The 15,109-nt window shown below is 64.0% G+C and carries 16 protein-coding genes; 9 read left to right on the top strand and 7 right to left on the bottom strand.

Annotated elements, in window-relative coordinates:
- The coding region (locus V7E26_RS24460) for a hypothetical protein (RefSeq protein ID WP_324421289.1) at positions 1-314 on the top strand (314 nt) is incomplete at its 5' end.
- A 41-nt stretch (positions 315-355) separates the two neighbouring features.
- Here the strand turns inward: V7E26_RS24460 and alr are convergent.
- Both alr and V7E26_RS24450 read right to left on the bottom strand, forming a co-directional pair.
- Positions 356-1,591, bottom strand: coding sequence for an alanine racemase (gene alr / locus V7E26_RS24455; RefSeq protein ID WP_324421287.1), 1,236 nt, complete (start codon positions 1,589-1,591; stop codon positions 356-358).
- A gap of 48 nt (positions 1,592-1,639) precedes the next feature.
- Positions 1,640-3,142, bottom strand: a complete 1,503-nt coding sequence (locus V7E26_RS24450; RefSeq protein ID WP_324421285.1) for a replicative DNA helicase — start codon at positions 3,140-3,142, stop codon at positions 1,640-1,642.
- A gap of 572 nt (positions 3,143-3,714) precedes the next feature.
- On the opposite strand from V7E26_RS24450, the gene V7E26_RS24445 reads away from it, so the two are divergent.
- Positions 3,715-3,921, top strand: coding sequence for a transcriptional regulator (locus tag V7E26_RS24445; RefSeq protein WP_324421283.1), 207 nt, complete (start codon positions 3,715-3,717; stop codon positions 3,919-3,921).
- Positions 3,922-3,941: 20 nt separating this feature from the next.
- Here V7E26_RS24445 and V7E26_RS24440 read toward each other — a convergent pair whose 3' ends face one another.
- A complete protein-coding gene (locus V7E26_RS24440) occupies positions 3,942-5,192 on the bottom strand; it encodes a cyclopropane-fatty-acyl-phospholipid synthase family protein (RefSeq protein WP_324421281.1) in 1,251 nt (416 codons plus the stop codon).
- Between the two features lie 84 nt (positions 5,193-5,276).
- Here V7E26_RS24440 and V7E26_RS24435 point away from each other — a divergent pair, with 84 nt between their 5' ends.
- Positions 5,277-6,506 (top strand): hypothetical protein, encoded by a 1,230-nt coding sequence (locus tag V7E26_RS24435; RefSeq protein ID WP_324421279.1) that lies wholly within the window; start codon positions 5,277-5,279, stop codon positions 6,504-6,506.
- 159 nt (positions 6,507-6,665) lie between these two features.
- Here the strand turns inward: V7E26_RS24435 and rplI are convergent, their stop codons facing one another.
- The 4 genes from rplI to rpsF form a co-directional block, all read right to left on the bottom strand.
- The gene (gene rplI / locus V7E26_RS24430; RefSeq protein WP_324421277.1) at positions 6,666-7,262 is read right to left on the bottom strand and encodes a 50S ribosomal protein L9; all 597 of its coding nucleotides are present in this window, start codon (positions 7,260-7,262) and stop codon (positions 6,666-6,668) included.
- Positions 7,263-7,312: 50 nt separating this feature from the next.
- The gene (locus V7E26_RS24425; protein WP_324421275.1) at positions 7,313-8,284 is read right to left on the bottom strand and encodes a DUF2232 domain-containing protein; all 972 of its coding nucleotides are present in this window, start codon (positions 8,282-8,284) and stop codon (positions 7,313-7,315) included.
- A gap of 123 nt (positions 8,285-8,407) precedes the next feature.
- Positions 8,408-8,647, bottom strand: coding sequence for a 30S ribosomal protein S18 (gene rpsR / locus V7E26_RS24420; RefSeq protein ID WP_007592020.1), 240 nt, complete (start codon positions 8,645-8,647; stop codon positions 8,408-8,410).
- A gap of 5 nt (positions 8,648-8,652) precedes the next feature.
- The gene (gene rpsF, locus V7E26_RS24415) at positions 8,653-9,126 is read right to left on the bottom strand and encodes a 30S ribosomal protein S6 (protein WP_324421136.1); all 474 of its coding nucleotides are present in this window, start codon (positions 9,124-9,126) and stop codon (positions 8,653-8,655) included.
- A gap of 299 nt (positions 9,127-9,425) precedes the next feature.
- Between rpsF and V7E26_RS24410 the strand changes: the two genes are divergently transcribed.
- The 6 genes from V7E26_RS24410 (at position 9,426) to fabF (ending at position 14,880) form a co-directional block, all read left to right on the top strand.
- Positions 9,426-10,136: a TetR/AcrR family transcriptional regulator C-terminal domain-containing protein gene (locus tag V7E26_RS24410; protein ID WP_324421134.1), complete on the top strand. Its 711-nt coding sequence runs from the start codon at positions 9,426-9,428 to the stop codon at positions 10,134-10,136.
- A complete protein-coding gene (locus V7E26_RS24405; RefSeq protein ID WP_324421132.1) occupies positions 10,133-11,158 on the top strand; it encodes a fatty acid desaturase family protein in 1,026 nt (341 codons plus the stop codon). The genes V7E26_RS24410 and V7E26_RS24405 overlap by 4 nt, the downstream gene beginning before the upstream one ends.
- 104 nt (positions 11,159-11,262) lie before the next feature.
- Positions 11,263-12,216 (top strand): ACP S-malonyltransferase, encoded by a 954-nt coding sequence (gene fabD, locus V7E26_RS24400; RefSeq protein ID WP_324421130.1) that lies wholly within the window; start codon positions 11,263-11,265, stop codon positions 12,214-12,216.
- Between the two features lie 21 nt (positions 12,217-12,237).
- The gene (fabG, locus tag V7E26_RS24395) at positions 12,238-12,975 is read left to right on the top strand and encodes a 3-oxoacyl-[acyl-carrier-protein] reductase (protein WP_324421128.1); all 738 of its coding nucleotides are present in this window, start codon (positions 12,238-12,240) and stop codon (positions 12,973-12,975) included.
- 302 nt (positions 12,976-13,277) lie between these two features.
- Positions 13,278-13,517, top strand: coding sequence for an acyl carrier protein (locus tag V7E26_RS24390; protein ID WP_011441358.1), 240 nt, complete (start codon positions 13,278-13,280; stop codon positions 13,515-13,517).
- A 97-nt stretch (positions 13,518-13,614) separates the two neighbouring features.
- Positions 13,615-14,880 carry a beta-ketoacyl-ACP synthase II gene (fabF, locus tag V7E26_RS24385; protein WP_324421121.1) on the top strand — a complete coding sequence of 422 codons (1,266 nt, stop codon included), beginning with the start codon at positions 13,615-13,617 and terminating at the stop codon, positions 14,878-14,880.
- Positions 14,881-15,109: the final 229 nt, after the last annotated feature.

Genomic DNA, 15,109 nt, shown 5'->3' with positions numbered 1-15,109 from the left:
CATCCTCGAGTGGCTCGGTATCAAAACGTCAAAACCACTGTGATGAACCACTAGCCGGCATCGCTGTGCTTCGCCTGACACCTGGAGATTTCATGTCGACACTACGTTTCGCCGTTCTCGTGCTCGCCATTGGATGCTCCGCTCCAGTCATTGCCCAAAGCGGCGACAAGGGGCGCGGCGCCTGCAAGGCCGACTATGACAAATATTGCGCCGGTACGCCGCCCGGCGGCGGCATCGTCGCGTGCCTGAAGAAGCAGCTTCCCCAACTCAGCGACGCCTGCAAGCAGGCATTGGCCAGCCGGAAGAAACAGTAGGACGGGGCGACGGAGAGGCGCCGCTCAACGGGAACGAAGAATCAAGTCGCGGTGGCCACCGGCTCCGCGGGTGGCGGGGAAGGCGGCTCTGCAGCGGCATGGCCGCCCTTGTAGACCCGTGCGTAGCGCCGACCGAGGCTGGTCATCACTTCGTAGCCGATGGTGCCGAAGTGGTGGGCAAGCTCATCGACGGTGATGCCTTCGCCGATCAGCGTTGCCATGTGGCCGCGTCGCGCAGCGTTCTTGTCGAGATCGGTGATGTCGACGGCCATCAGGTCCATCGAAATCCGCCCCGCCACCGGGCAGCGTTTGCCGGCGATCACCACTTCGGCGCCGCGGGTGCCGTCATTGGCGCTGGCGGCACGGAAATAGCCGTCGGCGTAGCCTGCGGCGACGATCGCGATCCGCGTCGGGCGCCGCGCCGTCCAGGTGCCGCCGTAGCCGACGGTGTCGCCGCGTTCAATGTTGCGGATCTGCACGATGCGCGCCTTCAGTTCGACGACCGGCTGCATCGGATTGTCGGCCTCGGGCGTCGGATTGATGCCGTAAAGCGCGCAGCCCGGCCGCACCATGTCGAACTGGAATTGCGCGCCCAGGAAAATGCCGGACGAATTCGCCAGCGACGCCGGCACGCCGGAGAAAAGGCTCGCGATCTCGCGAAAGGCGTTGAGCTGCCTGGCATTGGCGGGATTGTTCAGGAGCTCGGCCGATGCGAGGTGGCTCATCACCAGCGTGATGCCGTGATCGCCGGCATTGATGCGCGGGATGATGCCCTGGGCCTCGGTGACGGTCATGCCGAGCCGGTTCATGCCGGTGTCGATGTGAATGGCTGCGCCGCCGGTCCAGCCGGAGCGGCGGCAGAACACGTCCCATTCGGCGAGTTCGTTGAGGTCGCCGATAACCGGCTTGCAGTCGATCTCCGCATAGGCAGGACCGGTGTTCTGAAGGAAGCCGCCAAGCACATAGAGCGCGGTCCCCGGCGCGGCGGCGCGGACCACGCGCGCTTCGTCAAGCGTCGCCACGAAGAACGTCTTGCAGCCGGCTCCGGCCAGGGCGCGCGCCACCTGCTCGGCGCCGCAGCCATAGGCATCCGCCTTGACGACGCCGGCGCATTCGGCCGGCACCGCCGTTTTCTCGAGCTTGCGCCAGTTGGCGACCACGGCATCAAGATCGACGGTGAGGATACCGGTGGCGGTCGGATGCGACGCCAGCAGGTTAGCCTCGGGCGAAAGCTGCGATTTCGGGTCGTGCGATTTTGGGTCAGCGGCGATGTTCATGCCACATTTGTACGCGCGACAGCGGAACCGTTCAACCGGATCACTCCGTCAGTAGTGGCGCTCCGGGACGTGACCGTCCTGCGCAAGATCGCCGAACCGGGTGACGCTGGCGTCGAAATGCAGTTCGACGGTGCCGGTCGGGCCATGACGCTGCTTGCCGATGATCACCTCGGCCTTGCCGAGCGCGCGGTCCATTTCCAGCTGCCACGTCGCATGTTCCTGCGTGCCTTCGCGCGGCTGCTTCATCGCGAGGTAGTATTCCTCGCGGTACACGAACATCACGACGTCGGCGTCCTGCTCGATCGAGCCGGATTCACGGAGGTCGGAGAGCTGAGGTCTTTTGTCCTCGCGGTTTTCGACCTGGCGCGAGAGCTGCGACAGCGCAATCACGGGAACGTTCAATTCCTTGGCCAGCGCCTTCAGGTTGGTGGTGATCTCGGTGATTTCCTGCACGCGGTTGTCATTGCCGCGCTTGCCCGAGCCCTGCAGCAGCTGGATGTAGTCGATGACGATCAGGTCGAGGCCCTTCTGCCGCTTGAGCCGGCGGGCGCGCGCGGTGAGCTGCGAGATCGAGAGACCGCCGGTTTCGTCGACATAGAACGGCAAGGAATCCAGTTCGATCGAGCAGTCGCGGATCTTGTCGAAGTCGGCATCGGTGATGCCGCCGCGGCGGATCATGCTGGAGGGGATGCCGGTACGCTCGGCGAGAATACGCGTGGCAAGCTGCTCGCCGGACATTTCGCAGGAGAAGAAGCCGACCGCCCCGCCATGGGCGGCCTTGACCGTGCCGTCCGCCTGCACCTCCGGCACATAGGCCTTGGCGATATTGTAGGCGATGTTGGTTGCCAACGACGTCTTGCCCATGCCGGGGCGGCCGGCGACGATGATGAGGTCGGAAGACTGCAGTCCGCCCATCTTGGCGTCGAGGTCGCGCAGGCCGGTCGAGATGCCCGACAATTTGCCGTCGCGCTGGAACGCCTTGGCCGCCATGTCGACGGCAACCGTGAGCGCCTGCGAGAAGCGCTGGAAGCCGCCGTCATAGCGGCCGGTTTCGGCAAGCGTGTAGAGCTGCCGCTCGGCGTCTTCGATCTGCGCGCGTGGAGCAAAATCGACCGGCGCGTCGAAGGCAACGTTGACGATGTCCTCGCCGATCCTGATCAGGTCGCGGCGCAGGCTGAGGTCGTAGACGGTACGACCGTAGTCCTGGGCGTTGATGATGGTGGTGGCCTCGGCGGCGAGGCGCGCGAGATATTGGCCCGGTGTCAGCCCGAGAATGTCGGCGTCGGCGGGCAGGAAGGTCTTGAGCGTGACTGGCGTTGCGACCTTGCCCATCCGGATCAGGCTGCCCGCGATCTCGTAGATCTGCTGATGGATGGCTTCGAAGAAGTGCTTCGGTTCCAGAAAGTCGGAGACGCGGTAGAACGCGTCGTTGTTGACCAGGATGGCGCCCAACAGGCTCTGTTCCGCCTCGATATTGTGCGGCGCGTTCCTGTAGACCGGAGTTCCCGCCTCGGGAGTGAGCTTGAGTACGTTCGAATCAGTCTGTGCCATCACGTCAGGTTATGCTTTTCGTTCTTCGGCGTTGCCAGCTTTTCCGCAAGGGCCGCGATAAAGCGCCCGTCCCGGCAAAAGCGGAAGCGAAAGCTGACCGCTATGCACTGTTCTTCAAAAATGTGGATGAATCCGGCGGGCGCGGGCTCCGAAGCTTGACGCCCATTCGGCTGAAAAATGCCGCGCGGGGGACGTGTTCCGGAAAATGCCAGGCAAAATCTTAAGCGAGCCTGAACCCTACCTCGACTTGGACAGACTTATTCTGGTGCGAGGGGGCTTCCGGGCGTCGGCCTTAAGCGTTGATCAAACCAGCATCAGGTAGACGAACGAAAACAGGGCGGAGCCGACCCCGACTGCGATCAAGGCATAGTCGATCCGGATGTCGGACTCGAACGGTGCTGGGTAGGTCTTCCGGCTCATGCCGGACGTTTACGACGGAACCGGCAAGGCCAAATGTGAAGTAGATCACATCATCTGTGATTTTCTTCGCCGCAGGATGGGATCGGTTACGGAATCGGGAACGGGCTGGCGGGCTTCGAGTTGCCAGTTGTAAGGGACCGGAAGGACGGGCGATGGGTCAGCAAGTTCAGGGATGGCGATCGGCGAGCGGCCAGCGCTTGTGGTTGTCCATGCTGATAGACACGATGGAAGAGATTTCGCGCCCCGAGCGGCGGGCTGCGTCGTGTGATTCCCAGTTACTTGCCGCCTTCCGCGCCCAGCTCGCCCGCCCTGCAATGCCGCGTGCGCCTTATCCCTCGGCCTACAGCCTGCGCAACTGAGCCGCGGCGGAGAAATCGATCTATCCGCCAGCTAGTTGCAGCCGCGGCGACCGCCTGAGTTCCATCCCGCGAAGCCTTGCTTCTTCCCGTGCGATATAGTCGCGCGTGATCGGCACGATTCCCTGGCGCTTGGTGAGCTGGATCTGGAGATTCATGAGGTTCTGCTTCCGGAACGACATTTCCGCCGCCGCCAGATAGAACTCCCACATCCGGGCAAATCGCTCGTCATAGAGGCGCACCGCCTCTTCGCGCCGCGCTATGAAGCGTTCGCGCCAGGCCTTCAGCGTTTCCGCGTAGTGCAATCGCAGGATTTCGATGTCGCAGACCAGAAGCCCCGCCTTCTCGATCGTCGGAAGGACCTCGGACAGGGCAGGGATATAGCCGCCCGGGAAGATGTATTTCGTGATCCACGGGCTCGACACGTCGGGTCCGGTGGAGCGCCCGATCGAATGCAGCACCATGATGCCGTCACCATCGAGGAGTTCGGCGCAGCGCCGGAAAAACGTCTCGTAAAAGTCGATTCCGACATGCTCGAACATGCCGACCGACACGATGCGGTCGAACGGTCCGGCAATGTCGCGGTAGTCGCTGAGCAGGAATCTTGCCGATCCGGCCAGGCTCCTTTCGGCAGCGCGGTCGTTCGACGCCTGTAGCTGTTCCGTGGAGAGCGTGATGCCGGTGACATCGGCGCCGGTCATCTCGGCGAGATATAGGCCAAGACCACCCCAGCCCGAGCCGATGTCGAGCACGCGGTAGCCGGGTTCAATCAGCAGCTTGGCTGTAAGGTGTCGCTTCTTGGCGAGCTGGGCGTCGTCGAGCGCGGTATCGGGCGCTTCGAAATAGGCGCAGCTATATTGCCTGTCGGCGTCGAGGAAGAGGGAATAGAGCCGCCCGTCGAGATCGTAGTGATGGGCGACATTCTGTTTCGACCGGCCGCGCCAGTTGAACTGGCGGAAGTGACGGCCGAAATAGCGCAGCCACCATTGCGGCTTGGCCCAGTTCGGCACCATTTCGGGCTGGTCGAGCAGGATCGCCAGCACGTCCGCGATGGTGCCGCCCTCGACGACGAACGTGCCGTCCATGAAGGCTTCGCCGAGCGCGAGTTCGGGATTGAGCAGAATGCGGCGCTGGGTCCGTTCGGTCCGGAACCGGGCCGCGACCAGCGGGCCGGTTCCGTCTCCGCAGGTAAACCTCGCTCCGCTCGCGGTCGTGAACGTAAGCGTACCGCGGCGAATGAACTGACTGAGGAAAGAACGCAGTAATCGATCCATCGAAGCTCCAATGGAACGCCCGTTACCCCGTACACACTTCGGAAGGTTTAGTTCCAGAAATGGATCGAATCTATGATAAGTACGATGATGCCTTTGTACTACTGCGTTGGAGTCAAAGCGGATATTCACAAATGTCACACTCACGCAGATGCGTACGGGGTGCGCTTCCATTCGCGCGATAATCGGATAAAAGGTGACCCCGCCGATGGCCATCCGGTGTGCCGCAGGCAGCGATTCGACGTCTGGAGAATGCTGGGAATGGTGAGCCGAGCGCTCAGTTTAGCGACGGTGACGCTCCTGATCGGCTGTTTCACAGCAGGTGTGGTGGCGGCCGAAAATCTCGACGCCGGCAAAAGCCCTTCCCAGATATTCTCGAGCACCTGCAGCGCCTGCCACAAGAGCCCGCGCGGGCTCTTGAAGAGCACGCCGGCATCGTCGTTGCCCGGCTTTCTGCGCCAGCACTACACAACGGGCACCGACATGGCTTCGGTGCTCTCTTCCTACCTGATTTCCAACGGCGCAGCCGATCCGCGCTATCAGGGCAAGGATCAGGCGAAGCAAAAGGATGCCAGGCAAAGGGATGCAAGGCCGGACAGCAGGCCGGACGTAAGATCGGATCAGCCCGAGCGGTCAGGCCGCCGGCCGCCGCCGGCTGCCGAGGCTTCCCGACCGGATGCCGAGAGCGCTGCGCCGCAGGGCGAGGGGACCCGTCGGGGACGAGACTCGAAGCGGTTCTCACGACGGCACACGGCGCCTGAAGCCGGGCCCGCCGACGAGCAGGCCCCGGTCCAGGCTGCGACCGACAGCAAGACGGGTACCCGGCACAAGCACGGCAAGCGCGCCAGGCCGATCGCGGAGGAAGCACCGAAAGCCGATCAGGCGGCCCGTGGCGATGCCGCAAAAGAAAAAGAAGACGTCTCGCAGGAGGCTGCCAAGCCGGAAGCTGTCCGGTCAGAACCTGGCAAGACCGAGCTTGGCAAGACCGAGCTTGGCAAGACCGAGAGCGCTACGCCCGATCCGGCCCGCAGCGATGCTCTCAAGGACGAGGGCGACAAACCGTCCGGCGAAGCCGCAAAACCTGTCGGCGAATCGTCGCGCGAAGTCAGATCCGACACCGCCAAGGTCGACGGCTCCAGGGAGAGCACCGGCAGCGAGCCGGCGCCGCTGCGGCCCGATCCAGTTACGCCGGCGGCTCCAACTGCAACGACGGCGCCCGAGCCGTCTTCCGCTCCGGCACCTGTGGCACCCCCGACGTCGACGGCCACCGCGCCGGCAGCGTCATCCGAAGCGCCTGCGTCTCCGAGTTCGCGCTGAGCCTTCCCAAGCTTCGACTGTCCATCCGCGCTGCGGTCACTTCATCCGCGCGCTCGCGGTTGATCGCCATGCTGAAGGAGAACGCAGCCGCCAGAATCCCAAGCCCGGCCTGACGGGCCGGGCTTGATCTCGCGATGGAGTGCTGAAACGAAGCGCGCGTTACTTTTCGGTAGCAGCCGACGCCGGCTCGTCGTCCTGCTGGGCTTCCGGATCGAAGAACTCGCCGGCGGCAGCGAGCGCCTCGGCGGCGGCATCCTGGTCTTCCTGGCGGGTCGAGATGTCCTCGCCGCGGTTGATGCGCTCGGCCTCGTCGGCGCTGCGCGCCACCGTGACGCTGACGGCGACTTCGACTTCCGGATGGACGGCGATGGCAATCTCGTGCTTGCCGATGGTCTTGATCGGCGCATCGAGCAGCACCTGGCTGCGGGTGATGGTGACGCCGTCGGCCTCGAACGAAGTGATGATGTCGCGCACGCTGACCGAGCCGAACAGCTGGCCGGTTTCGGAAGCCTGACGCAGCACGATCACGTTGCGGCCGTTGATCTTCTCCGCGACCTTGGTCGCTTCGCCCTTGGCCTGGAGGTTGTTGGCTTCGAGCTCGGCCTTCATGCCGTCGAACTTGGCGCGGTTGTCGGCGGTGGCACGCAGCGCCTTGCCGCGCTTGAGCAGAAAGTTTCGGGCGTAGCCGTCCCGGACGCGGACGACTTCGCCCATCTGACCAAGCTTGGCGACGCGTTCCAGCAAGATGACTTCCATTTTAGTTCTCCTTTTGATGTTCGTATTCGATCGGGTGGATGATTGAAGTTTCAGGCTGCGGGCAAAGGCGGCGGCTTTCCGCGCAGATAACGTTGACGCAATCCGAAAATTGCATCGGCAAGGCCCAGAACGGTCATCAGAATGATCGTCCACGGCAGCAGCACCAGGGCCCCATAGGTGCCGGTCAGCAGGAATGCGCGGCTGTTCGCGCGAAGCGTCAAGGTGTGAACGACGGCAAGTCCGACGAGCCCGTAAACCATGAGGAGCGCAGCAGCCATGATCTGCGCGGCGATCGAAACCGTGCCGCCCGCAAAGCAAAATGCCAATGTCACGCAGAGCGCGACGAGCGTCATCGGCGGCAGCTCGGTGCTCTTCAGATCCGGCCAGGGGCGACGCAACCGGCCCGAGGTCGCAGCTATCTTCGCGGCGAGCCACAGGTTGAGTGCAAGCGTCGTCACGACGAGCATTGTTGCCAGGGCCCGGAAGATCGCAACAAACGCGTCCGCCAAACGCTCGATGTCCCCCGACGTCAGGCCGTCGCGGGTAGAAAGTACTTTCGTCAGCCCGCTTCGCAGCGCCGCCGCGATGGAGGCGTCATCCTTGCCGATGACCAACCAGGACGCGAACGAGGACAGGATGGCAATGACGGCGATCCAAAGCAGGATGCGGCCGATTGGATACCATTCGATATTATCCTGGGCGGAAGGCGCGCGGCCGCCCGATTCGCGAGCGGGCACTGGACGTCCGAGCAACGCGAGATGGCCAAGCCACCAGGCCGGCAGCGCCACTGCAATCGCAAAGGCGATCCCGTAGCTCATACCGAAAATTGCGATGAAGCCGGAAGCCGCCGCGATGCCGCCGATGGTTGCGCTGAGCGGTCCCCAGCCAAGCGCTGCCAGCATCAGCGGCAACGGCGCCAGCATGGAGAGCACCAGCGAGATCAGTGCGCCCGACATGGTCGAGGCGAACATCAGCGCCGACGCGCAGCCGGCCGCAAGGCCAATGAGGATAATCGCGATCATCAGCTGTCCCGCCCCCTTCGAGCGGTTAGAGGCCGTCCGGGCCCCAACCATCGGCGACCGGACGACCCGGAAGCCTTATGAATAGTGAGGTCCGCGGGCGTGAACGCCGCGGACCAGGATGTCTTAGCGAATGACGTAGGGCAGCAGACCGAGGAAACGGGCGCGCTTGATGGCGCGCGCGAGTTCGCGCTGCTTCTTGGCGGAGACGGCAGTGATGCGGCTCGGCACGATCTTGCCGCGCTCGGAGACGTAACGCATCAACAGCTTGGAATCCTTGTAGTCGATCTTCGGCGCATTCGCACCCGTGAACGGGCAGGACTTGCGGCGACGGAAAAACGGACGGCGTGCTCCAGCTTCAGCCATGATTCTTACTCCTCTCCGGCCGCTTCAACAGCGTCTTCGCGCGGACGGCGCGGGCCACGGTCGCCACGGAAGCCACCGCCTTCGCGATCGCCACGGAAGCCGCCTTCGCGGTCACCACGGAAACCGCCGCCGCGATCGTCGCGCTCGCGGTCACGATCGGCCTTGCGCATCATCGCCGAGGGACCTTCCTCGTGCTCTTCGACGCGGACGGTGAGGTAACGGATGACGTCTTCAGAGATCCGCTCCTGACGCTCGATCTCGGTGACCGCAGCGGAGGGCGCATCGATGTTCATCAGCACGAAATGAGCCTTGCGGTTCTTGTTCATGCGGTAGGTGAGGGAGCGCACGCCCCAGTTCTCGGTCTTGGTGACCTTGCCGCCGAGCCCTTCGACGATGCCCGTCATCTGGGTGGTCAGCTCTTCGACCTGCTGGGTGCTCGCATCCTGGCGCGCGAGAAAAACATGCTCGTAAAGAGGCATGGGTGTCCTTTCCTGTGTTGGCGCATCTCCCGGCGGCAAGCCCTTCGAGACCTTCGGAAAGGACTCGATAATGCTCAGAAGGCGGGAGCACGGGACGACGGGCCGACTGGCCCTGCCACATCAAAAACGCCTGGATTAAGGAGTGATTGCTGAGACCGTCCGTTCAGCTCCCGGCCGGGATCTGCGGATGCGCGGTTTATAAGGATTTTCGCCGCGCTGGCAAGGCTTCCGGGAGGGAGAGCGGCTTTGGCCTTGATCTATTTGTTTGTATATCATACAAATAATGGATCGGAGGTAATATGGCCCCCAAATCCGTCCAGGCGCCCCCCGAGTTCCCTGCCGACGATCCCCGGCACGCCGCCCGCGCGACCCGGACTGCCGGCCGCGAGATGCGTTCCCGACTGCTCGATGCCGCCAGTCGGCTGTTCCGGGAGCGGGGCCTGGCCGGCACCGCGATCTCGGATATCGCGGCGGCGGCCGACGCCTTTCCCAGCCAGATCACCTATTACTTCCGCACCAAGGAGGCGCTGTTCGTCGAGGCCGCCTGCCGCGAGATACTCTATCTGGCGCGCACGACCGAACAGGCGGCGCTTCGGGCGCACACGCCCCGGGAATATACGCACGCGCTGGCGGAAACGGTGACGGCGACGGATTCCGTGGCCTTCTTCGCCGAGGCGCTGACCCTGACCAGGCGTCGCCAGGATCTCGCACCGCTGGTTGAGCGCACTATCGAACGTCTGCACAGCGAAGGTACGCGAGCCTATGCGAGCCAGGTTGCGCGGCACGGCTGGCGCTCACTCCGCGCGCCCGAGGAAAGCTCGCGGCGGTTCTGGGCGGTTGCGATCGGCGTCATGGTTGAGGGGCAGGCGATGGGGCGCTCGGCGGAGGATTTGTGCAGCGAGATGCTGCGCGTGCTGGGCGATCAGGCCACGACGCCATCCGGCGCCGACAGCGCCCGGCTGCGCCTGGTTGACGATGGCGACAAGCCGGACAGGGAGACCTCATCATGACCGCACTCCGGATGCGTGCCCGCGACTTTCTGAACGAGGATCAACTGATCGCCGTCCGTCAGCGCGTGACGTGGAAGGGCATAGCCCTGATCGCCCATGCCTGGGCGCTGATCCTGGGCTCGATCGCGCTGGTCGCGTGGTGGCCCAATCCGCTGACCTTTCTGCTAGCGGTCGGCGTCATCGGCTCGCGCCAGCTCGGGCTTGCCATCCTGATGCATGACGGCGCGCATGGATGCCTGTCGGCAGACGAGAAGCTCAACCTGACGCTCAGCCAATGGTTTTGCGCCTATCCGATCTTTGCGGAGACGCGCGCCTATCGCCGCTATCACCTGCAACACCATGCGCGCACGCAGCAGGAAGATGATCCGGACCTTATTTTGTCGGCGCCGTTTCCGATCACGAGGATGAGCTATCGCCGCAAGTTCTTCCGCGACATCACCGGGCAGACCGGTTACCAGCAGCGCAAGGCGCAGTTCCTCAATGCGCTTGGGCCGAAGGAATGGCCGCTGGCGCGGCGCGCCGCGCATTTCCGGGAAAAGCTCGGCCCGCAATGTGCCGTCAACGCCGCGCTGTTTGCGGGTCTTGCCGCAGCCGGCGTGTGGTGGGCCTATCCGTTGCTGTGGCTGTTGCCGCTGCTCACCTGGCAGATGGTGATCACCCGCATCCGCAACATCGCCGAACATGCCGTCGTCCCCGACTCGAACGATCCGTTGCGCAATACCCGCACCACGCGCGCGAACTTCCTGGAGCGGCTGTTCATCGCGCCGTATTACGTCAACTACCACCTTGAGCATCATCTGCTGTTCTACGTGCCGTGCTACAACTTGCCGCGCGTGCACCGCATCCTCAGCGACAGCCGCTATGCAGAACGGATGGAGGTCCAGCCGGGTTACGGCGCCGTGCTGCGGCTGGCGACCGGACGGCCCGACCACGAGGATCGCCCGGGCAGGTTGGCCAGTATCGCGCGCCGCGCTCGCGCCGGCGCCAAGGTCGGCGGCGATCAGGCGGCCGGCGGGTTCTAGATATCAAAGCAGGCCTGGCCCGCTGCGGTTGTTATCCCGCAGCGCGGCTTGACATCCCGGCCTCCGTCAGTGACTTACGGCCCCATTCTATTAAGGGAGCGCCGATGACGGCTGCATTTACGTTTCCGGGGCAGGGTTCCCAGGCGGTCGGCATGGGCAAGGCCCTGGCGGAGGCCTTTCCAGCCGCGCGGGCGGTATTCGACGAGGTTGATTCGGCGCTCGGCGAGAAGCTGACCGCCATCATCTGGGACGGCCCGGCCGAGACCCTCCAGCTCACCGAAAACGCCCAGCCGGCGCTGATGGCGGTATCGATCGCCACGTTGCGGGTCCTGGAGACCGAGGCTGGCTTTTCCGTCGGGCGGGATGCGGCATTCGTTGCCGGCCATTCGCTGGGCGAATATTCCGCGCTGGCCGCCGCCGGCAGCCTCAGCGTCAGCGACACCGCGCGCCTTTTGCGCACCCGTGGTCTTGCAATGCAAAAAGCCGTGCCGGTCGGCGCCGGTGCGATGGCGGCGCTGCTCGGGCTCGATTATGAGGCCGCGATGGCAGTTGCCAGCGAAGCCGCGCAGGGACAGGTCTGCCAAGCCGCCAACGACAATGGCGGCGGGCAGGTGGTGGTATCCGGCGACAAGGCGGCGGTCGATCGCGCCGTCGAGATCGCCAAGGCCAAGGGCGCCAAGCGCGCGATGCTGCTGCCGGTATCTGCGCCATTCCACTGCAAGCTGATGCAGCCCGCAGCCGACGCGATGGCGGAGGCGCTGGCCGGGGTAACGGTCAAGGTGCCGGCCGCGCCGCTGGTGTCGAACGTGCTCGCAGGCCCGATCACGGATCCGGATGAGATCCGCCGCCGTCTGATCGAGCAGGTCACTGGCACCGTGCGCTGGCGCGAATCGGTCGCCTACATGGCGGGGCATGGTGTTACGCGGTTCTTCGAGATCGGCGCCGGCAAGGTGCTGAGCGGGCTGGTCAAGCGCATCGCCGACGGCGCGGTCGGCGTGTCTGTTGGAGGACCCAACGACATCGCCGCCGCCAAGGACGCATTGGCGGCTTCGGCCTGAAGCTGCCGGAAGGAGACATCGATGTTCGATTTGACAGGCAGAACGGCGCTGGTCACCGGCGCGACCGGCGGTATTGGCGCTGCGATCGCGCAGGCGTTGCATGCGCAGGGGGCTACCTTGGCGATTTCAGGCACGCGCCGCGAAGTGCTGGACGCCTTTGCTGGCAAGCTTGGCGAGCGCGTCCATGTGCTGCCCTGCAATCTTTCCGACACCGCGCAAGTCGAGGGCCTGGTGCCCGCGGCGGAAGCTGCGATGGGACAGGTGGATATTCTGGTCGCCAATGCCGGCATCACCCGCGATAATCTTTTTGTGCAGTTGCGTGATGAGGATTGGGACGACGTCATCCAGGTCAACCTGACCGCGACCTTCCGTCTCGCCCGCGCGGCAACCAAGCTGATGATGCGCAAGCGCTTCGGCCGGATCATCGCGATCACCTCGATCGTCGGCGTGACCGGCAACCCCGGTCAGGCCAACTACACCGCGTCGAAGGCCGGCATCATCGGCCTGATCAAGACGCTGGGTGCCGAATATGCCAAGCGCAATGTGACCGCCAATTGCATCGCGCCGGGGTTCATCAAGACGCCGATGACCGACGCGCTCAACGACAAGCAGCGCGAAGCCATCCTGGCGAAGGTTCCTGCGGCGCGGCTGGGGACGCCGGAGGACATCGCCGCGGCGGCGGTCTATCTCGCCTCCAACGAGGCGGCCTACGTCACCGGCCAGACGATTCACGTCAACGGCGGAATGGCCATGATTTGAGCGAGTTATTGCCCCGATCGATGCGGCCAAAGGCCGTGCCGCGGGGGATGGGGGCTTGTAGTCAAGGCTGGGGAAGTATGGTAACCGAACCCCCGACGGATGGGCAAAGAAGGCCATTGCAGGAATTTGAAACCCTGTATATTGGCGTGGCAACGCCTGCCGTTCGCCGGGGCTTTGTCGGCTACCATCCCGCCGAACCAAGACTATGCGCGATAGCGAAGGAAGTTTAACGACCACGATAGCTCGTAGCGTCTTTTTAGCGTCTTGGGGTCGGGTCCAGAGGAACAAGCACGAGGTTGATGATGAGTGAGATTGGCGAGCGGGTTAAGAAGATTGTGGTCGAACACCTCGGTGTTGAGCCCGAAAAGGTTGTCGACGGCGCAAGTTTCATCGATGACCTCGGCGCCGACAGTCTCGACACCGTCGAGCTCGTGATGGCATTTGAAGAAGAGTTCGGTTGCGAGATTCCCGATGACGCCGCCGAGACGATTCTGACGGTCGGCGACGCGACGAAGTTTCTCGAGAAGAACGCGAAAAGCTGACGTCCCGGGCGGGTAGAGACAGAACCGGACGGGCCGTCGCTGCACGGTCCCCCGGTTTCTTGTTTTGGGCCACGGGTTTTCAGCCGGAGTTTTTGACATGAGGCGGGTTGTTGTCACGGGGCTGGGCATGGTTACGCCGCTCGGCTGCGGCGTTGACACAACGTGGACGCGAATCCTCAACGGCCAGAGCGGCGCCAGGAAGATCGACACCTTCGAAGTCGCCGATCTCGCGAGCCAGATCGCCTGCGTGATTCCGCGTGGCGACGGCAGCGATGGCACCTTCGATCCAGACCAGTGGATGGAGCCGAAGGAGCAGCGCAAGGTCGACGATTTCATCGTCTTTGCGATGGCCGCTGCGCGTCAGGCGCTCGACGATGCCAACTGGCATCCCTCGACCGAAGAGGACAAGTGCGCCACCGGCACGTTGATCGGCTCCGGCATCGGCGGCCTGTCGGGCATTGCCGAAACCTCGCTGGTGCTGAAGGAACGCGGGCCGCGCCGGGTATCGCCGTTCTTCATTCCGGGACGTCTGATCAATCTCGCTTCCGGCTATGTCTCGATCGAGCACGGCCTGAAGGGACCGAATCATTCGGTGGTGACGGCCTGCTCGACCGGCGCGCATGCGATCGGCGATGGCGCCCGCCTCATTGCGCTCGGCGACGCCGACGTGATGGTGGCCGGCGGAACGGAATCGCCGATCTGCCGGCTGGCGATGGCTGGGTTCTGCGCGGCGCGCGCGCTTTCGACCGGCTACAACGACGCACCGCAAAAGGCCTCGCGCCCCTATGACAAGGATCGCGATGGATTCGTGATGGGCGAGGGCGCCGGCGTCGTGGTGCTCGAGGAATATGAGCACGCCAAAAAGCGCGGCGCGCGCATCTATTGCGAAGTGGTAGGCTATGGCCTGTCGGGCGACGCCTATCACATCACGTCGCCGGCGCCGGATGGCGATGGCGGTTTCCGCAGCATGAGCGCAGCGATCAAGCGCGCCGGCATCGCGGTATCAGACCTCGACTACATCAACGCCCACGGAACTTCGACGCAGATCGGCGACGAGATCGAACTCGGCGCCGTGGAGCGGCTGCTCGGCAATGCCGCCTCCAAGGTATCGATGTCGTCGACGAAGTCGTCGACCGGTCATCTGCTCGGCGCTGCGGGTGCGATCGAAGCGATCTTCAGCATCCTTGCGATTCGCGATAACATCGCTCCACCGACCATCAATCTGGAAAATCCTTCGGTGGAAACTGCGATCGATCTGGTGCCGCAGACGGCGCGCAAGCGCGAGATCAACATCGCGCTGTCGAATTCCTTCGGTTTCGGTGGTACCAACGCCTCGGTCATCGTTCGGCGTGTGGCTGACTAGCAAGTGTTTATAACTACTCCACCGTTTTGCCGTATTCGGCGATGACTTCTACAAGTGGGCGTATGCTATTCGGTCAGGCAAGGGGATTGCCGGGCTGCGATTGAACCGGCAGGATTCAGGTTGCATCGATGAGTGAGAGGCCGCCCATTTCACCGCGAAGCCCGCGCGCTGCGCTGGAGCCCGAGCAGGTGCCGCCGCCGCCGAGGCGGTCGGAGCGCGCCCGCAATCC

It is taken from the genome of Bradyrhizobium sp., from assembly GCF_036735945.1.
Taxonomy (GTDB): Bacteria; Pseudomonadota; Alphaproteobacteria; order Rhizobiales; family Xanthobacteraceae; genus Bradyrhizobium.
Note: the sequence above shows the minus strand (reverse complement) of the source record. Positions and strands in the feature narration are given on the sequence as shown.